Source organism: Mycobacterium neglectum (assembly GCF_002591975.1).
GTDB classification, from domain to species: domain Bacteria; phylum Actinomycetota; class Actinomycetes; order Mycobacteriales; family Mycobacteriaceae; genus Mycobacterium; species Mycobacterium neglectum.
Map to the genome: position 1 here is coordinate 22,814 of NZ_NVQE01000035.1, position 22,706 is coordinate 45,519.

Here is a 22,706-nt window from a genome sequence, read left to right on the forward strand (position 1 = left end):
AATCACGCAGTCAGCTTGCGGCGACCCTTGGTACGCCGGCTCGACACGATGGCCCGGCCTGCCCGGGTCCGCATCCGCAGCCGGAAGCCGTGCACGCGCGCGCGGCGCCGGTTGTTCGGCTGAAAAGTCCGCTTGCCCTTGGCCACGGCTGTATCTCCTCGTTCCGTCTGGCGCCCACGGCCCACACCGGTTGAGTGTCAACCCGGTGGGACGCGGTTGCCCGTTGGTAAGCTCGTCCGTCTTGCTTAACCGGCGCGGTCTCCACAAAAACCTGGGTCGCAGCCGTGCCGCCGCTTGTGGGCGACTGTTCGAGGGTACTGACGAGATTTCCCTAGGTCAAACCACACTCCTACCCGCCGCCATCCGGGCTTCAGGGGCATGAAAATCTTTACATCCGCCACAGCCGTCACGGTGTCCAGGGGCCACCGAAGTAACCCCCAGCCAATGTTGCAGAACGGTTGGCACCCGCCAAGAAAACTGTTAGCTTCTGCCAATGTCGTTTCGATAACGAAACGACGACAGACAACGAAGCGGAGATGCCCACCGAGTCGCGAGCCCACAGACCGCACCACTGCTGTGACGAGCTCCGGCCGACGGCGTTCCTGCCCGTAGACAACAGAACGACGACGGCTGTCCTGTCTCCACAACCTGTGGATAACTATGTGGACAGTTCGTCTTCGTTCCATTGGCCTTCCCTGAATTGGCCGCGAGGGGGTACGCGTCATTGACTGCTGACCCCGATCCCCCATTCGTGGCCGTATGGAACACGGTCGTAGCCGAACTCAATGGCGACATCGAAGCGGTCGGAGTGGCGAACGGTGACGCCGGCCCGGTTCTCACCCCCCAGCAACGTGCGTGGTTGAAGTTGGTCAAACCACTCGTCATCACCGAGGGTTTTGCTCTCCTGTCGGTTCCGACGCCTTTCGTTCAGAACGAGATCGAGCGCCATCTTCGAGAACCGATCATCAACGCCCTGAGCCGTCAGCTCGGTCAACGTGTGGAACTCGGCGTACGCATCGCCGCGCCCGAAACCGAACAGCCCGATGAGGGAATCGGCGGATACGCGAGCACACCCGCGGCGATCGACCTCGACGACGTCGATGACGACGTCGACGAAGATCTGGCTGCGCGAGCGAGTGCGGAAGAGAGCTGGCCCTCGTATTTCTCCAGCCGTTCGCAGAGCGCCGAAGTCGACGACGCGACGGCGGTCAACTTGAATCGCCGCTACACCTTCGACACGTTCGTCATCGGCGCGTCGAACAGGTTTGCTCACGCGGCTTCGCTGGCCATCGCCGAGGCCCCGGCGCGCGCCTACAACCCCCTCTTCATATGGGGTGAGTCCGGCCTCGGCAAAACTCATCTTTTGCACGCCGCCGGAAACTACGCTCAGCGACTCTTTCCTGGGATGCGGGTCAAGTACGTCTCGACCGAGGAATTCACCAACGATTTCATCAACTCGCTGCGTGACGACCGCAAGGCTTCGTTCAAGCGAAGCTACCGAGACATCGACGTGCTGCTGGTCGATGACATCCAGTTCATCGAAGGCAAAGAAGGTATCCAGGAAGAGTTCTTCCATACCTTCAACACCCTGCACAACGCCAACAAGCAGATCGTCATCTCCTCGGACCGGCCCCCCAAACAGCTGGCCACCCTCGAAGACCGGCTCCGCACCCGATTCGAATGGGGGCTGATCACCGACGTTCAGCCTCCCGAACTCGAGACCCGCATCGCGATTCTTCGTAAGAAGGCTCAGATGGATCGTCTCGATGTCCCCGGTGACGTCCTCGAGCTCATCGCCAGCAGCATCGAACGCAATATCCGCGAGCTCGAAGGCGCCCTGATCCGCGTCACCGCATTCGCATCACTGAACAAGACCGCGATCGACAAGTCGCTCGCCGAGATCGTGCTCCGCGACCTCATCTCCGATGCATCCACGATGCAGATCAGCACCGCCGCGATCATGGCCGCGACCGCCGAGTACTTCGAAACCACCCTCGAGGAACTGCGTGGTCCCGGAAAGACCCGTGCCCTCGCGCAGTCCCGGCAAATTGCGATGTACCTGTGTCGCGAACTCACGGACCTGTCGTTGCCCAAGATCGGCCAGGCGTTCGGACGTGACCACACCACCGTCATGTACGCCGAGAAGAAGATCCGCGGCGAGATGGCCGAACGCCGCGAAGTCTTCGATCACGTCAAGGAACTGACGACACGAATCCGCCAACGCTCCAAGCGTTGAGCCCCGTTTCGACTCGACAACTCAGCCTTCGGATCACCAAACCTGTGCGCTTGGCGTCGAATCACGCCCGCGCGCCAAAAAATCTCGGAAAAACTTCCGTACCGCCCGCATCACTTGTCACACGCCTGCGATGTGCACACCGATGTGGACAACCTGGGATGAACCCTCGGATGAGCCGCCGCTTGTTTCACAACCGCGTCCGTTTCCACAGCGGCTGAACAGTGCCAACACATTGATCCACAGGTATCCCACAACATGGCACCGGCCGCATCCAGCGCAGACACCGCTTCATCCCCAGAATCCACAGGCCCTATTACTGTTGCTCCTATATCTCTCTAGAAACTTCTTCGAAGAAGGCCCTTGGGGAACACGCAAAAACTCACTCGCCATACCGGTTCGACGAACCGAATGTCAGCGCGATCGATTAGCTTTCAAGTTCGGGCCGAAAGCTCTACGGTGGTTCAGCACAGCCGTTACGGTCGTCCCGACGCATCGTTCCAAGGCGTGTTGAGACATCAGGAAACCGCTGCTTAACGCTTGTTGTGTTATTGATCGAAGGGACTGTATGGACGTGGCGACCACAACCGTTGGTGTCACCGATTTGAAGTTCCGTCTGGTGCGCGAAGACTTCGCCGACGCCGTGGCCTGGGTAGCTCGCAATCTGCCGAACCGGCCGACGGTTCCTGTCCTGGCGGGTGTCCTGCTCACCGGCTCTGACGACGGTTTGACGATTTCGGGATTCGACTACGAAGTCTCGGCAGAGGTTCAGGTCGCAGCTGAAATCGCTTCGCCTGGAAGTGTTTTGGTATCCGGTCGGCTTTTGTCGGATATCACCCGGGCGTTGCCGGCCAAGCCTGTCGATGTGAGCGTTGAAGGTACACGCGTATCGCTGACCTGCGGTAGCGCCAGATTCTCGCTGCCGACGATGGCAGTGGAGGACTACCCGACGCTGCCCACCCTGCCCGACGACACCGGTGTGGTCTCTGCAGATCTGTTCGCCGAGGCGATCGGCCAGGTTGCGGTTGCGGCCGGCCGCGATGACACCTTGCCGATGTTGACCGGCATCCGAGTCGAGATTTCTGGCGAGAATGTCATTTTGGCGGCGACCGACCGCTTCCGTCTCGCGGTGCGCGAGTTGACGTGGTCGACGGAGTCAGCCGACATGGAGGCAGCGGTGTTGGTTCCGGCCAAGACTTTGGCCGAAGCCGCCAAGGCCGGATCCGACGGTTCCGATGTACACCTCTCGTTGGGTGCGGGTGCCGAGGTCGGCAAGGAAGGTTTGTTGGGCATCCGCAGCAATGGCAAACGCAGTACGACGCGTCTTCTCGACGCCGAGTTCCCGAAGTTCCGTCAGTTGCTGCCGACCGAGCACACCGCGATCGCGACCATCGGCGTCGCAGAACTCACCGAAGCCATCAAGCGTGTCGCGCTGGTTGCGGACCGCGGGGCCCAGGTGCGCATGGAGTTCGCCGACGATGTGCTGCGACTGTCCGCCGGCGCGGATGACGTCGGCCGTGCGGAAGAGGATCTGCCTGTCGAGTTCGCAGGTGAGCCGCTGACGATCGCCTTCAACCCCACTTATCTCACCGACGGGCTCGGGTCGCTGCACTCTGAACGCGTGACATTCGGATTCACGACACCCAGCCGTCCCGCGGTGTTGCGTCCGGCGGGTGAGGATGATGGGAGTGTCGGTGACACGGGGCCGTTCCCGGCTGCGCAAACCGACTACGTCTATCTGTTGATGCCGGTGCGGCTTCCTGGCTGACCGGCCCGACGCCACGATGGGGGCGCACATGCAATTGGGTCTGGTCGGACTGGGCAAAATGGGCTTCAACATGCGGGAACGCCTGCGTGAGGGTGGGCACGAGGTGGTCGGGTACGACCCCAGGCCCGAAGTCACCGACGTACCGACGCTGGCGGCCCTCGCGGAAGCACTCGATGAGCCGCGCGTGGTGTGGGTGATGGTGCCGTCGGGGCACATCACCGATGAGACCATCCGGTCGCTGGCCGAAGTGCTCAGCCCCGGCGATCTAGTGATCGACGGAGGCAACTCTCGGTACACCGAAGATGGCCCACACGCGAAACTGTTGGACGACAAGGGAATTGGTTTCATCGACGCGGGGGTATCCGGCGGTATTTGGGGGTTGACCGAAGGGTACGGCCTTATGGTGGGCGGCAGTAAAGAGGACGTCACCCGTGTGATGCCGATCTTCGAGACCCTGCGGCCGCCCGGTGAACTGGCCGATGGATTCGTCCACGCCGGGCCGGTGGGGGCCGGTCACTACGCCAAAATGGTGCACAACGGCATCGAATACGGATTGATGATGGCCTACGCCGAAGGCTACGAGCTGTTGGCGGCCGAGGAATTGATCGAGAACACCCAAGCTGTCATCCAGGCGTGGACCAACGGCACGGTCGTCAGGTCCTGGCTGCAACAATTGCTGGCCAAGGCGCTCAAGGAAGATCCGAAATTCACGGATATCACGGGTTACACCGAAGACTCCGGCGAGGGCCGGTGGACCGTAGAGGAAGCCATCAGCCACCGGGTGCCCATGCCGGTCATCGCGGCGTCACTATTCGCACGGTTCGCGTCTCGTCAAGAGGACTCCCCCACCATGAAGGCGGTGTCTGCCCTGCGTAACCAGTTCGGCGGCCATGCCGTTCAGAGGATCAGCGAGTCTGGATAGTTGTACATCAGGAACCTTTCGCTGACGGATTACCGGTCATGGGCCCGGGTCGAAATCGACCTCGAACCCGGCCGCACGGTATTTGTTGGGTCGAACGGTTTCGGTAAGACGAATCTGATTGAGGCGCTTTGGTATTCGTCGACGCTTGGTTCACACCGGGTCGGCACCGATGCACCCCTAATCCGCGCAGGCGCGCAGCGCGCTGTCGTCTCGACGATCGTCGTGAACGAGGGTCGCGAGCTCGCGGTGGATCTGGAGATCAATCCCGGGCGTGCCAACAAGGCCCGCTTGAACCGCTCCCCTGTCCGCAGCGCACGTGAAATTCTCGGTGTCCTGCGAGCGGTACTCTTCGCCCCGGAGGATCTCGCGCTGGTGCGGGGTGATCCCGGCGAACGCCGCAGGTATCTCGACGAGCTTGCGACGACCAGGCGCCCACAGGTGGCGGCGATCCGAGGGGATTACGACAAGGTGCTCAAACAGCGCACCGCGTTGTTGAAGACCGCGGCCGGTGCGAAATATCGCGGTGACCGCAGCGTGCTCGACACCCTCGATGTGTGGGACGGGCATCTGGCTGCGCGCGGAGCACAGCTCATCGCGGCGCGGGTGGGTCTCGTCAACGAGCTGGCTCCCGAGGTGGAGAAGGCCTACCAACTGCTGGCCCCGGCGTCACGGCCTGCCGCCATCCGCTACCGCAGCGGTGTGGAGGTAATCGAGACCGAAGCCGCCGCGGGAACCGGCAGTGCCGAACTGTTCGAAGCCGCACTCTTGGACGCGCTGGCCCGGCGCCGCGATGCCGAACTGGAAAGGGGCGTCTGCCTGGTAGGGCCACATCGCGACGATCTGGAATTGCGCCTCGGCGACCAAGTCGCGAAAGGCTTTGCCAGCCATGGTGAATCATGGTCGATGGCCTTGGCGTTGCGGCTGGCGTCCTACGAACTGTTGCGCGCGGAGGGCTCGGACCCCGTGCTGCTTCTCGACGATGTGTTCGCCGAACTCGACAGCGCGCGCAGGCAGGCGCTGGCCAACGTGGCGGCCTCTGCCGAACAGGTGTTGGTCACCGCAGCGGTGCACGAGGACATCCCGCAGGGCTGGGATGCGACCAGGGTCGAGATCGTCATGAAGGACGACGACGCCGGACGGATCTCGGAAGTACAGGCCAGAACAGGTGGGGGCGGAGCCGAAAATGAGTGACGGCAGCAACGACAGTGACGACATGGAACCCCCGGCGCACCTGGCCCATCTAAAGGGCATGGATCTGGTACGACGCACCCTCGAGGAGGCGCGCGGCGCGGCCAGCAGCCAAGGTAAGGATGTCGGCCGCGGCGGCCGGAGCTCACGACCACGCAAGGTCGCAGGCAACAGTCGACGGCGCTGGTCGGGGCCCGGCCCGGATTCTCGCGACCCGCAGCTGCTGGCTGCGGTCACCCGCGACGTCGCCCGTAACCGGGGTTGGTCGGATCAAGTGGCCCAAGGTGCGGTGTTCGGACGTTGGAACGCAGTGGTCGGCGAACAGATCGCGGCCCATGCGGTGCCGACGGCACTGAATGAGGGTGTGCTCACGGTTTCGGCGGAGTCGACGGCCTGGGCCACCCAGCTGAGAATGGTCCAGGCGCAACTGATCGCGAAGATCGCCGCCGCCGTCGGCGACGGCGTGGTGAAATCTCTGAAAATCGTCGGTCCGGTCACGCCCTCATGGCGCAAGGGCCGGTATCACATCGCCGGTCGCGGACCCCGCGACACGTACGGATGACAGGAGTTCTGCGGTGTTGGCTCAGAGCCGCGAGAACGCCGCGGGCGTCGCCCTCAAGCGGTTTGACGCACCCTGGATCGAAAAATTCCATTTACGGCGCAAATAGGTGAGTAGAAACGCTGCCTCAGAATCGGTCCTAACGGTGTGTGACGGTAGACTGGCAGCATGACTTGCCGGCGGTAACAGATCACCGCCAGAGCCCCACCCCCAAAGAGAGTAGGGAAGCTTCCGCCTGTGGCTGCGAAGAAGAAGGAATACGGCGCCTCTGCCATCACCGTTCTCGAAGGATTGGAGGCGGTCCGCAAACGTCCGGGTATGTACATCGGCTCCACCGGCGAGCGCGGCCTGCACCACCTGGTCTGGGAGGTCGTCGACAACGCTGTCGACGAAGCCATGGGCGGCTACGCGACGAAAGTCGACGTGCGGATTCTCGAAGACGGCGGGGTCGAGGTGACTGACGACGGCCGCGGCATCCCCGTCGAAATGCACGCCAGCGGCGCACCGACTGTCGACGTGGTGATGACTCAGCTCCACGCCGGTGGCAAGTTCGGTGGCGAGGACAGCGGCTACACCGTCAGTGGCGGTCTGCACGGCGTGGGTGTGTCCGTGGTGAACGCGCTGTCGACTCGACTGGAAGTCGATATCTCCCGTGACGGTTTCGAGTGGTTCCAGTCGTATGACAAGGCTGCCCCGGGCACCCTCAAACAGGGTGACAAGACCAAGAAGACAGGTACCACCGTCAGATTCTGGGCGGATCCTGACATCTTCGAGACCACGAACTATGACTTCGAGACCGTCGCACGGCGACTACAGGAGATGGCCTTCCTCAACAAAGGGCTGACCATCACCCTCGCTGACGAACGAGTCGCTGCCGCAGCGGTCACCGAGGAGGTTGTCAGCGACACCGCCGAAGCCCCGAAGTCGGCCGAGGAGAAGGCCGCTGAGGAGGCAGGCCCGCATAAGGTCAAGAACCGCACATTCCACTACCCGGGCGGGCTGGTCGACTTCGTCAAGCACATCAACCGCACAAAATCGCCGATCCACCAAAGCATCGTCGACTTCTCCGGCAAGGGCGAAGGCCACGAGGTCGAGATCGCGATGCAATGGAACGGCGGCTACTCGGAGTCGGTGCACACCTTTGCCAACACCATCAACACACATGAGGGCGGCACCCACGAAGAAGGTTTTCGCGCCGCGCTGACCACCGTGGTGAACAAGTACGCCAAGGACAAGAAGCTCCTCAAGGAGAAGGACTCGAACCTCACCGGGGACGACATCCGTGAGGGGTTGGCCGCAGTGCTGTCGGTGAAGGTCGCCGAGCCGCAGTTCGAGGGCCAGACCAAGACCAAGCTGGGCAACACCGAAGTGAAGTCGTTCGTGCAGAAGATCTGCAACGAGCAGCTGGGCCACTGGTTCGAGGCCAATCCCGCCGAAGCGAAAACCGTGATCAACAAAGCGGTTTCGTCGGCGCAGGCACGGATCGCGGCGCGCAAGGCGCGCGAATTGGTGCGTCGCAAGAGCGCCACCGACATCGGCGGGTTGCCGGGCAAGCTGGCCGACTGCCGCTCAACGGATCCGAAGAAGTCGGAACTCTATGTGGTGGAGGGCGATTCGGCTGGCGGCTCGGCCAAGAGCGGCCGCGACTCGATGTTCCAGGCGATCCTGCCGTTGCGCGGCAAGATCATCAACGTCGAGAAGGCCCGCATCGACCGCGTGCTGAAGAACACCGAAGTCCAGGCCATCATCACGGCGCTGGGCACGGGCATCCACGACGAGTTCGACCTCTCCAAGCTGCGGTACCACAAGATCGTGTTGATGGCCGACGCCGATGTCGACGGCCAGCACATCTCGACCCTGCTGCTGACGCTGCTGTTCCGGTTCATGAAGCCACTGGTCGAAAATGGCCATATCTTCCTGGCGCAGCCGCCGCTGTACAAATTGAAATGGCAACGCAGCGAACCGGAATTCGCCTACTCCGACCGTGAGCGCGACGGCCTGCTCGAGGCGGGCAGGAAGGCGGGTAGGAAGATCAACGTCGACGACGGTATCCAGCGCTACAAGGGTCTGGGCGAGATGGACGCCAAGGAGCTGTGGGAAACCACGATGGATCCGTCGGTGCGGGTGCTGCGCCAGGTCACCTTGGACGACGCGGCCGCCGCCGACGAGCTGTTCTCCATCCTGATGGGAGAGGACGTCGAGGCGCGCCGCAGCTTCATCACGCGGAACGCGAAAGACGTTCGCTTCCTGGATGTTTGATCCGCGACATATCAACAAATAGGGCTGAAAACACATGACTGATACCACGTTGCCGCCTGGCGACGCAGCAGGCGACCGCATCGAGCCGGTCGACATCCAGCAGGAGATGCAGCGCAGCTACATCGACTACGCGATGAGCGTGATCGTCGGGCGTGCACTTCCCGAGGTCCGCGACGGTCTCAAGCCGGTGCACCGCCGCGTGCTGTACGCCATGTTCGACTCGGGCTTCCGACCGGACCGCGGGCACGCGAAGTCAGCCCGATCGGTCGCCGAGACGATGGGCAACTATCACCCCCACGGCGACTCGTCGATCTACGACACCCTGGTCCGGATGGCCCAGCCGTGGTCGCTGCGCTATCCGCTCGTCGACGGACAGGGCAACTTCGGTTCGCCGGGCAACGACCCACCGGCCGCGATGCGCTACACGGAGGCGCGACTCACGCCGCTGGCCATGGAGATGCTGCGCGAAATCGATGAGGAGACAGTCGATTTCGTCCCGAACTATGACGGGCGCGTGCAGGAACCGACGGTCCTGCCGAGCCGGTTCCCGAACCTGCTCGCCAACGGCTCGGGTGGCATCGCGGTGGGCATGGCCACCAACATGCCGCCGCACAACCTGCGCGAGCTCGGCGAGGCGGTGTTCTGGTGCCTGGAGAACTTCGAAGCCGACGAAGAGACCACCCTCGAGGCCGTCTGCGAACGCGTCAAGGGTCCGGACTTCCCGACCTATGGCCTCATCGTCGGATCGCAGGGCATTTCCGACACGTACCGGACCGGCCGAGGGTCGGTCCGGATGCGCGGTGTCTGCGAGATCGAAGAGGATAGCCGGGGCCGCACCGGGATCGTCATCACCGAGCTGCCGTATCAGGTCAACCACGACAACTTCATCACCTCGATCGCCGAGCAGGTGCGCGACGGCAAGCTGGCCGGCATCTCGAACATCGAGGACCAGTCCAGCGATCGCGTCGGGCTGCGAATTGTGGTGGAGCTCAAGCGAGATGCCGTCGCGAAGGTCGTTCTGAACAACCTCTACAAGCACACCCAGCTGCAGACCAGCTTCGGCGCCAACATGCTGTCCATCGTCGACGGTGTGCCGCGCACGCTGCGTCTCGACCAGCTGATCCGTCACTACGTCAACCACCAACTCGACGTGATCGTCCGGCGCACCACGTACCGGTTGCGCAAGGCCAATGAGCGGGCCCACATCCTGCGTGGTCTGGTCAAGGCGCTCGACGCGCTCGACGAAGTCATCGCGTTGATCCGCGCGTCCGAGACCGTCGAGGTCGCCCGCGCGGGCCTGATCGACCTGCTCGACATCGACGAGATCCAGTCGCAGGCCATTCTCGATATGCAGCTGCGCCGGCTGGCCGCCCTGGAGCGCCAGCGGATCGTCGACGATCTGGCGAAGATCGAGGCCGAGATCGCCGACCTCGAGGACATCCTGGCCAAGCCCGAGCGCCAACGTGCCATCGTGCGGGACGAGCTCAAGGAACTGGTCGACAAGTTCGGCGACGACCGGCGTACCCGCATCATCGCCGCCGACGGTGATGTCGCCGATGAGGACCTGATCGCGCGCGAAGAAGTCGTCGTCACCATCACCGAGACCGGCTACGCGAAACGGACGAAGTCCGACCTGTACCGCAGCCAGAAGCGCGGCGGCAAGGGCGTGCAGGGCGCCGGGCTGAAGCAGGACGACATCGTCAACCACTTCTTCGTCTGCTCAACGCACGACTGGATCCTGTTCTTCACCACACAGGGTCGGGTGTATCGCGCCAAGGCATACGACCTGCCGGAGGCGTCCCGCACGGCACGCGGTCAGCATGTCGCCAATCTGTTGGCGTTCCAGCCGGAGGAGCGGATCGCACAGGTCATCCAGATCAAGACCTACGAGGACGCGCCGTACCTGGTGCTGGCCACCCGCAACGGACTGGTGAAGAAGTCCAAGCTCACCGACTTCGACTCCAACCGCACGGGCGGCATCGTCGCGGTCAACCTGCGCGACGGCGACGAATTGGTGGGTGCGGTGCTGTGCTCGTCCGAGGAGGACCTGCTGCTGGTGTCCGCCAAGGGCCAGTCGATCCGCTTCTCAGCAACCGACGAGGCGTTGCGTCCGATGGGCCGAGCCACCTCCGGTGTGCAGGGCATGCGGTTCAACGAGGAAGACAAACTGCTGTCGCTGAACGTCGTGCGCGAGGACACGTATCTGCTGGTCGCGACGGCCGGTGGGTACGCCAAGCGCACCGCGATCGAGGAGTACCCGGTCCAGGGCCGCGGTGGCAAAGGGGTGCTGACGGTCCAGTTCGACAAGAGGCGTGGCAGTCTTGTCGGAGCGTTGATCGTCGATGACGACACTGAGTTGTACGCCATCACCTCGGGCGGCGGTGTCATCCGGACGGCGGCTCGCCAGGTGCGCAAGGCCGGGCGGCAGACCAAGGGCGTTCGGTTGATGAACCTGGGAGAGGGCACCACACTGATAGCCATTGCGCGCAACGCGGAGGAAGGCGACAGTACCGACGAGGTCAACACCGACGTCGGCGACTAGCCCATTAGGCGTGACCAGTAGTGACCAGTAAGGAGCCGTAGGTGACTTCACCGAACGAGCCCGGGTATCCCCGTGCGACCGAGGGGGGCGGCAACGGCTCCGGCTCTGGTCCCGGTCCCGAGGGCGGCTCGGTGGGCGGCACCGCGCCGCGCGGTCCGCTACCCGGCGGATCGGGCCCGGAGCGCATCGCCGATGCGACCGAGGTCCCGCCCTGGCAGCGGGGCAGGGGGGCCAAGCCCGCGAACAGGGCGCCGGAAGCCTCCGGACGGCCGGATTCGCCCGCGCGGTCGGATGCGCCGCGACGCGGCAACAGCGGAGCGACCAGCCACTCCCCCGGTATCGATGCCCGGCTGAACCGGTTCCTCTCCGGCGGTTCGGCCACGGCGTCGCCGCAGGATCAGGATGCGGCCGGGTGGGCAGATCCACCCGAGCAGTCCGCACGGCCGGAACCGACGCGGCCGGAACAGGCCGCTCCGCGGCCGGAACAGACCGCGCGCCCCGAGTCGCCGCCACGAACCGAGCAGCCCCCGCGGCCCGAGAAGTACGCCAGCGAAATCCCCGACCTTTCCGGCGCGGCACCGCGGTCGGCGCCGCGCACGCCGGGCGCGGAGCGTCCTGGCCAGGAACCGGCAAGCCGCCCCGCGGTCCCGGCAGGCAGAGCGCAGGCGGCCAGCCGCCATCAGGGCCCGGTGCGCGCCAGCATGCAGATCCGCCGGGTGGACCCGTGGAGCGTGCTCAAGGTGTCCGCGGTCCTGTCCGTCGCGTTGTTCTTCGTCTGGATGATCGCCGTCGCATTCCTGTACTTGGTTCTCGGCGGCATGGGTGTGTGGAGCAAGCTGAACAGCAACGTCGGCGACCTGCTGACCAGCGCAAGCGGTAGCTCCGGCGGCGAGCTCGTGAGTAGTGGAACAATATTCGGCGGTGCGGCCCTGATCGGTCTGGTGAACATCGTCTTGCTGACGGCGATGGCGACGATCGGTGCCTTCATCTACAACCTCACCACCGACATCGTCGGAGGCGTGGAAGTCACGTTGGCCGATCGCGACTGAGTTCGCGGGTTTGGGCGGGAGCTTACGATTGCGGTAGTCTCGTCGCTCGGCCGTACCGGCATAAACGGGGCTATAGCTCAGGCGGTTAGAGCGCTTCGCTGATAACGAAGAGGTCGGAGGTTCGAGTCCTCCTAGCCCCACGGAAAGGTACACACCATGAGGGTTGTGGTGCTGCTCGCCACAGCGGTCGCCGCGGTTGTCGCCGTGGCGATCTGGCGATCTCGGCACGGCGTGGAGGTGTGGCACGCGGCGGCCGACGTGCCGGCCTGAGATATCCCGACAAGGGGCCTTAGCTCAGTTGGTAGAGCGCTGCCTTTGCAAGGCAGAAGTCAGGGGTTCGAATCCCCTAGGCTCCACTCAGACCCCACCGCCGAACGCCGAAACTGAACTTGTGCAGGCGATCACCGCGAAATCTCCTGCATACCTTCAGTTTCGACGGGCTACGGCCGACGGGCTAAGGCCGCGGCGATACCGGCACGCTCGGCTGCAGGGTGGTCGGCGGCTCCTGCGGGGGAGGCCGCCGGATGATCGAGAAGGCCACCGCTCCCCCGGCCAGTACCGCCACGCCGAGCGCCGCCAGCAGCAGCGGACGCTTTCGCCGACGGCTGCGGGCCTTTTGCAACTGCTGCGGCAGGTTCGCCACCACTTCCTGGGCGGCCGCGATTTCGGAGGCGATGGTGTCTTGCGCGGCCACCAGCTCCTTGGCCAACTGATCCTTCAGCCGGCTGCGACGGTAGAGGTCGCCAATCCAGGCGGCAGATGACTGCGCACCGTCCACGCTGAGGCCCACCGCACCCCGGGTGACATCGACGGGACCGACCGCCGAATATTTGAGTCCGCGGGACAACCGCTGCCCAGGGGTCAAGTGGATCTCGGTCTTCGCGCGCATCTCGCACCTCTCTCGCGGCCGTAACGGGAATGGATACCAGACTGCCACCAACCGCAACGCAGCGGTGCCCGTTGAGCGCCGAGCGACGCGTGGCAGACTGGCATCCCGTGACGAGCCCCATACAGACAGCCACCGCGACGCTGCACACCAACCGTGGTGACATCAAAGTCGCCCTCTTCGGAAATCACGCACCCAAGACCGTCGCCAACTTCGTTGGACTGGCGCAGGGCACCAAGGACTACAGCACCGAGAACGCGAGCGGAGGCCGTGCAGGACCCTTTTATGACGGCGTGATCTTCCATCGGGTCATCGACGGGTTCATGATCCAGGGCGGCGACCCGACCGGTACCGGTCGCGGCGACGCCGGCTACAAGTTCGCCGACGAATTCCATCCGGAACTGCAGTTCGACAAGCCGTATTTGCTGGCGATGGCCAATGCCGGCCCGGGTACCAACGGCTCGCAATTCTTCATCACGGTCGGCAAGACGCCTCACCTGAACCGCAAGCACACCATCTTCGGCGAGGTTGTCGATCCGGAGTCGCAGAAGGTGGTCGACGCGATCGCGAGCACCGCGGTGGACCGCAACGACCGTCCGACCGAACCTGTGGTCGTCGAATCGATCACCATCTCCTGATTTCAGGAGCCGGCGAAGCCGGCATCCGTGAGCGCGTCGAGCACGCGCAGCGGGTCAGTGCCCAGGTCCCACCGGGTGAACACAAGTAGCCGACCGTCCACCGTGTCGATCTCGAGCAAGCGCGTCTTGCGGCCGATCCGGCGGAATTCCGTGATGCGGATCAGCTTGATATCGGCATGCTGCAGCGCGGTTTCACCAAGCAGGCCGCGACTGACGAGAGCGTCATTTTTGATTGCCAGCTTCGGGCGCGCACGCCACGACAAACTTGCGAACACAATCAAGCCGAATGCGGCAATGCCCACCAGCACCCGCCCCGGAGGGTCTGTGATCAGCGTCACAGCGCCCGCAGCCAAGATCAGCCCACCTATGCCGAGTGCTGAAATGCCGAGGGTCGGCGGGCTCCACTCAGTTTGCTGCACGGCGTGTCAACACCCTTTTACCGTGGCTAATGAAGTTATCCACAAGTGCTATCCCCAATGGGGATGAATCACATCGGTGTGATCTGGTGACCGCAAGGTTGCTAAACGGGTAACGCACGGATGCACGGTTGAATTCATACCCCTTGTTGTGTCACTCAGCGCCAGCGCATCGTGAGCAACAACCCACTGATCATGAAAGCGAACGCGATCGCGTAATTCCACGGGCCCAGATCCGCCAAGAAGGGGATCGCGGAGGCCGCCAGCTGGAACACCAGCAGCCAGGCCAACCCGATCAGCATCAGGCCGACGAAGAACACGACAAACCAGACACTCGACGGACCGGCCTTGACCTTGACCGGCGTCCGGCTCACCGGGCTGATGGTGAAGTCGTTCTTCTTACGAACCTTGGACTTGGGCATACGTACCTTCGGGACAGACGGCGTCACACGGTGCGACGATGTACCCAGCCTATCGCAGGCCCATCGCAATCATTACCCGCAGGAGACCAGCCAATGGCGCCCTCGCCGAAGTCCGGATGGCGGTTCGGCGTGCCCGTTGTCTGCCTGCTGGCCGGGCTGCTGCTGGCTGCGACCCATCACGTCTCCGACGGCGGCGAGATCAGGCGCAGCGACGCCCCCCGGCTGGTCGACCTGGTGCGAGAGGCCCAACAGTCGGCCGATCGGCTGACCGTCGAACGCGACTCACTCGTCAATTCACTGGACAGCCACCACGGCGGATCGCCGGGGGCGGACGCGGCGCTGGCCGCCATCACCAACAAGTCCGCCAGATTAGCCGTCGATGCCGGCTTGGAGCCGATGCGCGGGGCCGGCTTGGTGGTGACGTTGAACGACGCTCAGCGCGACGCTGAGGGCCGTTTCCCCCGCGACGCCTCCCCCGATGACCTCGTGGTGCACCAGCAGGACATCGACGCTGTTCTGAACGCGCTGTGGAGTTCTGGTGCGGAAGGCATCCAGATGCAGGATCAGCGCATCATCGGCACGTCGGCGCCGCGGTGCGTCGGCAATACGCTGCTGCTCAACGGACGCACCTACAGTCCGCCGTACGTCATCACCGCGGTCGGCAACGCGTCGGCCATGCAGGCCGCGCTGGCGGCGGCGCCGCTGGTCACGCTCTACCGGCAGTACGTGGTGCGGTTCGGATTGGGGTACAGCGAGGAGCCCAGAGCGCAGGTGGAACTGGCGGGGTATGCCGGGCCGGTGCGCATGGAGTTCGCCAAGCCCGCGGGGCCCGTCGGCTACTGAACGATCTCGGCGTGCGCAATCACGCTCAGCGTGACCGGCCACGCCGAAATCGCTCCGGTAGCCTGGGCCGATGCGTGTCCTGGTCGTCGACAACTACGACAGCTTCGTGTTCAACCTGGTCCAGTACCTGGGTCAGCTCGGGGTGAACGCCGAGGTCTGGCGCAACGACGACGACCGCCTGGCCACCGAGAACGACATCGCCGACGCCGCGGGCACGTTCGACGGGGTGCTGCTGTCCCCCGGGCCGGGCACGCCCGAGCGTGCAGGTGCCTCGATCCCGCTCGTCAAAGCGTGCGCGGCCGCGACGACTCCGCTGCTCGGCGTGTGCCTCGGCCATCAGGCGATCGGGGTGGCATTCGGCGGGACCGTCGACCGGGCACCCGAGCTGCTACACGGCAAGACCAGTACTGTGCACCACACCAACAGCGGTGTGCTGCAAGGACTTCCGGATCCGTTTACGGCCACGCGCTATCACTCGCTGACCATTCTCCCCGAGACGATGCCGGCGGAACTCGAGGTGATCGCACGCACTGAAGGCGGTGTCGTCATGGGTGTGCGCCACGTCGAATTGCCCATCCACGGTGTCCAATTCCACCCCGAGTCGATCCTGACCGAGGGCGGTCACCGGATGCTGTCCAATTGGCTGGGCTACTGCGGTGCCGCGCCCGAGGAGACGCTTGTCCGCCGACTGGAGGACGAGGTGGCCACCGCGGTCGCCGCGGCTACGACGCGAAACTCAGCGTGATCCGGCCGTCGTAGTTCACTCCGGTGCCCGCAGGCGGGCTCTGGGTCACCACGGCATTGGTGCGTTGGCCGCTGTTCTGAACGTCTCCGCCACGGTCCAGTACCCCGGTCCAGCCTAGGGCGCGCAGCCTCGGCTCGGCGTCGGTCCAGAACTGGCCGCGCAGGTCGGGCATCAGGAATTGATTGCCCCGTGACACCTGCAGTTGAATCACCGTGTCGACCGGAACAGTTTGTCCCGCAGGCGGATTGGTCCCGAGGAGCTCCCCGGCCGGAAGCGCGCTGTCGACCTCGACCGGCACCGTCGTGGTGAAACCCGACGCGGTGAGGATCTGCACGGCACTGTCCTGTGCCTGCCCCTTCACATCGGGGATCGGGCGAGTCTCCGGGCCTGCGCCCAGCACGATGGTGACCTCGTTGGTGATCGCCGACGTCTGGTTGACCGGCGGGTTGGTGCCGAGAACCTTGTCCTTCATCTCCGGCGTCGACGGCGACGAGGACGGCCGGAAATTCTCGAACCCCGCATCGGTGAGTTTCTCCACGGCGTCGTCGTAGCTGAGATTCCTGACGTCGGGAATCTCACGTTGCTCGGGCCCGGTGGACACGCTGATGGTGATCTCATCGCCGGCGTCGACCGACGAGTTGGCGGCGGGGTCGGTGCCGATCACATGGTCGGGCGGGACGTTGGAGTCCGGTTTCTGTTGGGTGCGAGTCCTGAACCCGCGGTTCTGCAGCTCAGCGACCGCGTCGGCCGACACCTTGCCGCTCACGTCGGGCACCGCGACGTCGCGAGTGCTGCCGCCTGTCATGTTGATCGCCAGCGTCACCACCACGGTCAGCACGGCGAGCACGGCGACGGCGATGAGCCACCGGCCGATCGAGCCGCGTCGCTCCCGCTCGAAGTACTGCGGCTGCGCTCGTCCGACGGCGTCGATGGGTTCGGTCCGGTGGTCGCCCGGCTCCGCCGACATCAACGAGCTGCGCTCGGCGTCGGTGAATACCTTCGGGGCATCGGGCTGCTCGCCGCTGTGCACCTTCACCAGGTCGGTGCGCATCTCGGCGGCGGTCTGGTACCGGTTGTCGGGGTTCTTGGCCAGCGCCTTGAGCACGACGGCGTCCAGCTCGGGGGAGATGCCCTCGTGGCGCTGCGACGGCGGTATCGGATCTTCACGGACGTGCTGATATGCCACCGCGACAGGCGAATCGCCGACGAAAGGTGGCTCGCCGGTGAGCATCTCGTACAGCACGCAGCCCAGCGAGTACACGTCGGAGCGGGCGTCGACTTTCTCACCACGCGCCTGTTCGGGGGACAGGTACTGCGCGGTGCCGATCACGGCCGCGGTCTGGGTGACGTTGTTGGCATCGGCGAGTGCGCGCGCGATGCCGAAGTCCATCACCTTCACCGCGCCGGCGTTGCTGATCATGATGTTCGCGGGTTTGACGTCGCGGTGGATGATCCCGTGCTGGTGGCTGAAGTTCAGCGCCTGGCACGCATCGGCGATGACCTCGATGGCCCGGCGCGGCTCCATTGGCCCGTCGGTGTGCACGATGTCGCGCAGCGTGACGCCCTCGACGTACTCCATCACGATGTAGGGCAGGGGACCGTTGGGGGTTTCAGCCTCGCCGGTGTCGTAGACAGCGACGATGGCGGGGTGGTTCAGCGCTGCGGCGTTCTGCGCCTCGCGGCGGAACCTCAGATAGAAGCTGGGATCGCGGGCCAGATCCGCGCGCAGCACCTTGACGGCGACGTCGCGGTGCAACCGCTGATCGCGCGCCAAATGGACTTCGGACATGCCGCCGAAGCCCAGGATGTCGCCGAGTTCGTACCGGTCGGACAGGTGTTGCGGGGTTGTCATTGCGATGTCTGTTCTGGAGTTGAGGGCCGCTGGCCCTTCGGCGCCGTGAGCGGCAGTGTCACCTGCGCCGTTGCCGGGGACGCGAACGCATTGATTCGGGTTACCCCAAATTCTGCCCCACCATCACGGTGGGCCTCCCGTTCGGTCCGCTCCGGCATCGCTGTGGGCGAGAACGGGGTGGTTTGGGTGATGGTGTCGGTGATCGTCGGCGATGGCGCCTGCTCCTGGTCCTTACGGTCCTGAGCGTTCAGCACGATGAGTATCGCGATGACGATCGCCAGGGCGCCGAGCACACCGGCCGCCCACAGCAATGCCCGCTGGCCTGAGGAGAAGGTGCCGCGCGACGGTGCCGGGGGAGGGCGATGGCTTCCGGTGGCCGGGCGCGCCCGGGCAGCGGTGGCCGAGGTGCGTCCGGTCAGGTCTGCTACGGCGCGTGCCTGGGCTGCCGACGGCACCGCCGCCGGCGTTGCCCGTCCGAGTGTCGGCGCCTGGTTGGGCCTCGGCGGACGGCGGCCTGAACGTACGGCGGCTACCGCGTCGGCGAACAGGCCGCCCGAGCGGTACCGCATACCCGGATTCTTCACGAGGGTGATCTCGATCAGCTCGCGCACATTGGGGGGCAGATCGGCGGGCAGTGGCGGAGGGGTCTCCTTGATGTGCTTCATCGCGACGGTCAGAGCACCGTCACCGGTAAAGGGCCGCTTGCCCGAAAGGGATTCGTAGCCAACGACTCCCAGGGCGTACACATCGCTGGCCGCCGTAGCGTCGTGGCCGAGGGCCTGTTCGGGCGCGATGTACTGGGCGGTGCCCATCACCATGCCTGTCTGGGTCACCGGGGCAGCGTCGACGGCCTTGGCGATGCCGAAGTCGGTGAGTTTCACCGTCCCGGTCGGCGTGATGAGGATGTTGCCGGGCTTGACGTCGCGGTGCACCAGGCCTGCGGTGTGGGCGACCTGAAGGGCACGTCCGGTCTGCTCGAGCATGTCCAGCGCGTGCCGCAGCGACAGTCGGCCGGTGCGCTTGAGTACGGAGTTCAGCGGCTCGCCGTTGACGAGTTCCATCACCAGGTATGCGGTGCGGCCCTCACCGTCCATGTCCGTCTCGCCGTAGTCGTACACGCCGGCGATGCCCGGGTGGTTGAGCATCGCGACCGTGCGTGCCTCGGCACGGAACCGTTCGACGAACTCGGCGTCCTCGGAGTACTCGGCCTTGAGCACCTTGACTGCGACGCGACGCCCCAGCCGGGAGTCGATGCCTTCCCAGACCTGGCCCATCCCGCCGGTGGCGATCAGCCGCTGCAGCCGGTAGCGGCCGGACAGCGTGACTCCGACTCTTGGGCTCATCTCTCGCCTCCGGCGAGGTGGCTCATACTCTCGCCTCCGGCGAGGTGGCTCATACTCTCGCCTCCGGCGAGGTGGCTCATACTCTCGCCTCCGGCTCGGGGACTCATGTGCCCTCCCGCAGCGCGGCAGCAATGGTGGCACGCCCGATCGGGGCGGCCAGCACCCCACCGGTGGCTGACAATCGGTTGCCACCGTTCTCGACCAGCACGGCGATGGCGACCTTGGGTGCCTGCGCCGGGGCGAATGCGATGTACCAGGCATGGGGCGGAGTGTTGCGCGGATCGGTGCCGTGCTCCGCGGTGCCGGTCTTCGAAGCGATCTGCACGCCGGCGATGGCTCCCTTCTGCTGCGTTGCCTGCTCAGCGGCGACCATCAGATCCGTCAGTGTATCGGCGACGTTCTGCGGCACCGCCCGCCGCTCTTCCTGGGGCGCCGCTGTCCCGATATTGGCAAGGTCGGGTCCCTTCAGGCTATCGACCAGGTAGGGCCGCATCGTCACCCCGTCGTTTGCGATGGTCGCGGCGACCGATGCGTTCTGCAGAGGGGTGACCGCGACGTCCTTCTGCCCGATGCTCGACATGCCCAGTGCCGCGTCGTCGGTGATGGGCCCGACGGTTGACTCGACGACCTGAAGCGGGATCATCGGGGTAGGCGTGTCCATTCCGAATGACTGCGCCGCGGACCGCAGGGCGTCGCGTCCGGTGTCGAGACCGAGCTGCACGAAGGCCGTGTTGCACGATCTCGCGAATGCCTGGCGCAACGTGGTCGTCGGCGCCTCGCCACATGTGGATCCGTCGAAGTTCTCCAGTGTTGCGGTGCTGTCCGGCAATGGAATTCGAGCCGCGGCGGTGAGCTGGGTGTCCTCGGTCGCGCCGTGCTGAAGCGCCGCCGCGGTGGTGATCACCTTGAAAGTGGAGCCGGGCGGATACGTTTCGGAGATCGCGCGATTCAACAGCGGTGAATCGGGGTTGTCGCGCAACTGCTCCCAGATGGCCGACTGCTCGTCCGTATTGTGCGTGGCCAGCAGGTTGGGGTCGTACGACGGCGAGGACACCATCGCGAGAATCTTGCCGGTGGACGGCTCGAGTGCCACGACCGATCCCTTGCACGGGCCGCCACAGCCATCCTTCATCGCGTCCCAGGCCGCCTGCTGCACTTGGGGTTTGATGGTGGTGTCGACGTTTCCGCCGCGTGGATCGCGGCCGGTGAAGAAGTCTGCGAGCCGTCGGCCGAACAGGCGCTGGTCCGAGCCGTTGAGGACGGTGTCCTCGGCGCGCTCCAGGCCAGTGCTCGAATACTGCAGCGAGTAGAAGCCGGTGACGGGTGCATACGCGTAGGGGTTCGGATACACCCGCAGGAAGCGGAACCGCCCATTCGTCGACACCGAATACGCCAGCAGCTGACCGCCCGCCGAAATCTGGCCGCGCTGACGTGAATACTCGTCGAGCAGCACGCGCTGGTTGCGTGGATCAGAGCGCAGGCCGTCAGCAGTGAAGACCTGGGTGAGAGTCGCGTTGGCAAGCAACAACACGACCAGGACCATCACCGAGATGGAGATGCGGCGTAGCGAGGTGTTCATACCTTCTCGATCACCTCGGTGCTCACTGCCGCGATCGGCGTCGCGGCCTGCGCAGTGGTGACGAGGGGGCGCCGCGCCGAATGGGATATCCGAACCAGGATCCCCAGCAGCAGGTAGTTCGCCAGCAGTGACGACCCGCCGTAGGACATCCATGGCGTGGTGAGCCCCGTCAACGGGATCAGCTTGGTCACGCCCCCCACCACAATGAACAGTTGGATCGCCAGTGTGGAAGCCAGCCCGGCGGCCAGCAGCTTGCCGAAGCTGTCGCGCACCGCGAGAGCCGTGCGGAGCCCGCGGACGATCAGGATCGTGTACAGCATCAAGACCGCGGCCAGACCCACCAGGCCGAGTTCCTCGCCGACGGCCGCGATGATGAAGTCGGTCGATGCGGCAGGCACCGTACCTGGCTGCCCGTTGCCCAGCCCGGTGCCGAAGATTCCCCCGGTAGCGAAGCTGAACATCGACTGCACCATCTGGTAGCCGGCGCCCTCAGGGTCGGCGAATGGGTCGAGCCAGGTCTGTACGCGAACCTGGACGTGGCTGAAAAGGTGGTACGCCGCAACGCTTCCCGCGGCGAACAACCCCAAACCGATGACCACCCAACTCAACCGGTCGGTCGCGATGTAGACCATCACCAAGAACGATGCGTACAGCAGCAGCGAGGTGCCCAGGTCCTTTTCGAAGATCATCACGCCGACCGACGCGATCCAGGCCGCCAGCAGGGGTGCGAGGTCGCGAGGCCGGGGAAGGTCCATGCCCAGGAAGTGCTTGCCCGCGCTGGTGAAGACGCTTCGCTTGGACACCAGCACCGAGGCGAAGAAGATGAGAAGCAGGATCTTCGAGAACTCGGCGGGCTGAATCGAGAAGCCCGGCAACCGAATCCAGATCTTCGCGCCGTTCTGCTCGGACATCGAGCTGGGCAGCACCGCCGGGATGATCAACAGGATCAGGCCGGTGAGACCAGAGACATAGCCGTACCGCGCAAGCATGCGGTGGTCGCGCAAGAAGATGACGACGACGGAAAAACCGAGGACACCCACCAGTGTCCACAGCATCTGCTGGTCGGCGGTGCCGCCGAGGCCCCGCTGGATGGTTACGCCCTCGGCGAGGTCCAGGCGGTGAATCATCACCAAACCCAGCCCATTCAGCAGGGCGACCACCGGAAGCAGCAGCGGGTCGGCGTACGGCGCGAACCGCCGCACCGCGAGGTGCGCTCCGGCGAACAGCGCCAGATACGCGACGGTGTACTGCGCGAGATCCCAACGCAGACCTTGTTCCTGGTTGGCCTCAACGAGCAGCAGGGCCACCGTGGTGATCACCGCGGCGAAGCCGAGCAGGAACAGTTCGGCGTTACGTCGGTTCGGCAGTGGGGGAGTGACGGCCACCGGGGATTGCGGCTGAGTCGTCATTCTTCGACTCCTGCCCGTCCCCTGCCCTCCCGGCGTGGGCCCATGTTCCGCGC

Annotated in this window: 19 protein-coding genes and 2 tRNA genes; 13 read left to right on the forward strand and 8 right to left on the reverse strand. The window is 64.8% G+C overall.

Annotated elements, in window-relative coordinates; translation table 11 throughout:
- Window positions 1-2: 2 nt before the first annotated feature.
- A complete protein-coding gene (rpmH, locus tag CSQ99_RS22895; protein WP_014210243.1) occupies window positions 3-146 on the reverse strand; it encodes a 50S ribosomal protein L34 in 144 nt (47 codons plus the stop codon).
- A gap of 578 nt (window positions 147-724) precedes the next feature.
- Between rpmH and dnaA the strand changes: the two genes are divergently transcribed.
- From dnaA to CSQ99_RS22945, 10 genes are all read left to right on the forward strand, one after another.
- Window positions 725-2,236 carry a chromosomal replication initiator protein DnaA gene (gene dnaA, locus CSQ99_RS22900; RefSeq protein WP_099041297.1) on the forward strand — a complete coding sequence of 504 codons (1,512 nt, stop codon included), beginning with the start codon at window positions 725-727 and terminating at the stop codon, window positions 2,234-2,236.
- A 565-nt stretch (window positions 2,237-2,801) separates the two neighbouring features.
- Window positions 2,802-4,001 (forward strand): DNA polymerase III subunit beta, encoded by a 1,200-nt coding sequence (gene dnaN / locus CSQ99_RS22905; protein WP_099041298.1) that lies wholly within the window; start codon window positions 2,802-2,804, stop codon window positions 3,999-4,001.
- A 28-nt stretch (window positions 4,002-4,029) separates the two neighbouring features.
- On the forward strand, window positions 4,030-4,923 hold the full coding sequence (gene gnd / locus CSQ99_RS22910) for a phosphogluconate dehydrogenase (NAD(+)-dependent, decarboxylating) (protein WP_099041299.1): 894 nt from the start codon (window positions 4,030-4,032) through the stop codon (window positions 4,921-4,923).
- The gene (recF, locus tag CSQ99_RS22915) at window positions 4,924-6,114 is read left to right on the forward strand and encodes a DNA replication/repair protein RecF (protein WP_099041300.1); all 1,191 of its coding nucleotides are present in this window, start codon (window positions 4,924-4,926) and stop codon (window positions 6,112-6,114) included.
- Window positions 6,107-6,673 carry a DUF721 family protein gene (locus CSQ99_RS22920; protein ID WP_099041301.1) on the forward strand — a complete coding sequence of 189 codons (567 nt, stop codon included), beginning with the start codon at window positions 6,107-6,109 and terminating at the stop codon, window positions 6,671-6,673. The genes recF and CSQ99_RS22920 overlap by 8 nt, the downstream gene beginning before the upstream one ends.
- A 234-nt stretch (window positions 6,674-6,907) precedes the next feature.
- Window positions 6,908-8,929, forward strand: a complete 2,022-nt coding sequence (gyrB, locus tag CSQ99_RS22925; RefSeq protein ID WP_099041302.1) for a DNA topoisomerase (ATP-hydrolyzing) subunit B — start codon at window positions 6,908-6,910, stop codon at window positions 8,927-8,929.
- Between the two features lie 34 nt (window positions 8,930-8,963).
- The gene (gene gyrA / locus CSQ99_RS22930; RefSeq protein ID WP_099041303.1) at window positions 8,964-11,471 is read left to right on the forward strand and encodes a DNA gyrase subunit A; all 2,508 of its coding nucleotides are present in this window, start codon (window positions 8,964-8,966) and stop codon (window positions 11,469-11,471) included.
- Between the two features lie 41 nt (window positions 11,472-11,512).
- The gene (locus tag CSQ99_RS22935) at window positions 11,513-12,520 is read left to right on the forward strand and encodes a DUF3566 domain-containing protein (RefSeq protein ID WP_099041304.1); all 1,008 of its coding nucleotides are present in this window, start codon (window positions 11,513-11,515) and stop codon (window positions 12,518-12,520) included.
- 66 nt (window positions 12,521-12,586) lie between these two features.
- Window positions 12,587-12,660, forward strand: a tRNA-Ile gene (locus tag CSQ99_RS22940).
- Window positions 12,661-12,803: 143 nt separating this feature from the next.
- Window positions 12,804-12,876 (forward strand) — tRNA-Ala (locus tag CSQ99_RS22945).
- A gap of 98 nt (window positions 12,877-12,974) precedes the next feature.
- Here CSQ99_RS22945 and cwsA read toward each other — a convergent pair.
- The gene (cwsA, locus tag CSQ99_RS22950; RefSeq protein ID WP_099041305.1) at window positions 12,975-13,409 is read right to left on the reverse strand and encodes a cell wall synthesis protein CwsA; all 435 of its coding nucleotides are present in this window, start codon (window positions 13,407-13,409) and stop codon (window positions 12,975-12,977) included.
- A gap of 89 nt (window positions 13,410-13,498) precedes the next feature.
- Between cwsA and CSQ99_RS22955 the strand changes: the two genes are divergently transcribed.
- On the forward strand, window positions 13,499-14,044 hold the full coding sequence (locus CSQ99_RS22955; RefSeq protein WP_176561164.1) for a peptidylprolyl isomerase: 546 nt from the start codon (window positions 13,499-13,501) through the stop codon (window positions 14,042-14,044).
- A 2-nt stretch (window positions 14,045-14,046) separates the two neighbouring features.
- Here CSQ99_RS22955 and CSQ99_RS22960 read toward each other — a convergent pair whose 3' ends face one another.
- Window positions 14,047-14,463, reverse strand: coding sequence for a PH domain-containing protein (locus tag CSQ99_RS22960; protein ID WP_099041306.1), 417 nt, complete (start codon window positions 14,461-14,463; stop codon window positions 14,047-14,049).
- Window positions 14,464-14,618: 155 nt separating this feature from the next.
- The gene (gene crgA / locus CSQ99_RS22965) at window positions 14,619-14,882 is read right to left on the reverse strand and encodes a cell division protein CrgA (RefSeq protein ID WP_099041307.1); all 264 of its coding nucleotides are present in this window, start codon (window positions 14,880-14,882) and stop codon (window positions 14,619-14,621) included.
- A gap of 93 nt (window positions 14,883-14,975) precedes the next feature.
- Between crgA and CSQ99_RS22970 the strand changes: the two genes are divergently transcribed.
- Together CSQ99_RS22970 and CSQ99_RS22975 are read left to right on the forward strand one after the other, a co-directional pair.
- On the forward strand, window positions 14,976-15,725 hold the full coding sequence (locus CSQ99_RS22970) for a DUF881 domain-containing protein (RefSeq protein WP_099041308.1): 750 nt from the start codon (window positions 14,976-14,978) through the stop codon (window positions 15,723-15,725).
- 70 nt (window positions 15,726-15,795) lie between these two features.
- Window positions 15,796-16,470: an aminodeoxychorismate/anthranilate synthase component II gene (locus tag CSQ99_RS22975; protein ID WP_099041309.1), complete on the forward strand. Its 675-nt coding sequence runs from the start codon at window positions 15,796-15,798 to the stop codon at window positions 16,468-16,470.
- Here CSQ99_RS22975 and pknB read toward each other — a convergent pair.
- From pknB to CSQ99_RS22995, 4 genes are all read right to left on the reverse strand, one after another.
- On the reverse strand, window positions 16,448-18,322 hold the full coding sequence (pknB, locus tag CSQ99_RS22980; protein ID WP_099041310.1) for a Stk1 family PASTA domain-containing Ser/Thr kinase: 1,875 nt from the start codon (window positions 18,320-18,322) through the stop codon (window positions 16,448-16,450). The genes CSQ99_RS22975 and pknB overlap by 23 nt on opposite strands.
- Window positions 18,319-19,665, reverse strand: a complete 1,347-nt coding sequence (locus CSQ99_RS22985; RefSeq protein WP_099041311.1) for a protein kinase domain-containing protein — start codon at window positions 19,663-19,665, stop codon at window positions 18,319-18,321. Before CSQ99_RS22985 ends, pknB begins: the two co-directional genes overlap by 4 nt.
- Window positions 19,666-19,768: 103 nt before the next feature.
- Entirely contained in the window at window positions 19,769-21,244 is a 1,476-nt protein-coding gene (gene pbpA, locus CSQ99_RS22990; RefSeq protein WP_099041312.1) for a D,D-transpeptidase PbpA, read from the reverse strand.
- A complete protein-coding gene (locus CSQ99_RS22995; protein ID WP_099041313.1) occupies window positions 21,241-22,653 on the reverse strand; it encodes an FtsW/RodA/SpoVE family cell cycle protein in 1,413 nt (470 codons plus the stop codon). The genes pbpA and CSQ99_RS22995 overlap by 4 nt, the downstream gene beginning before the upstream one ends.
- Between the last annotated feature and the right edge of the window lie 53 nt (window positions 22,654-22,706).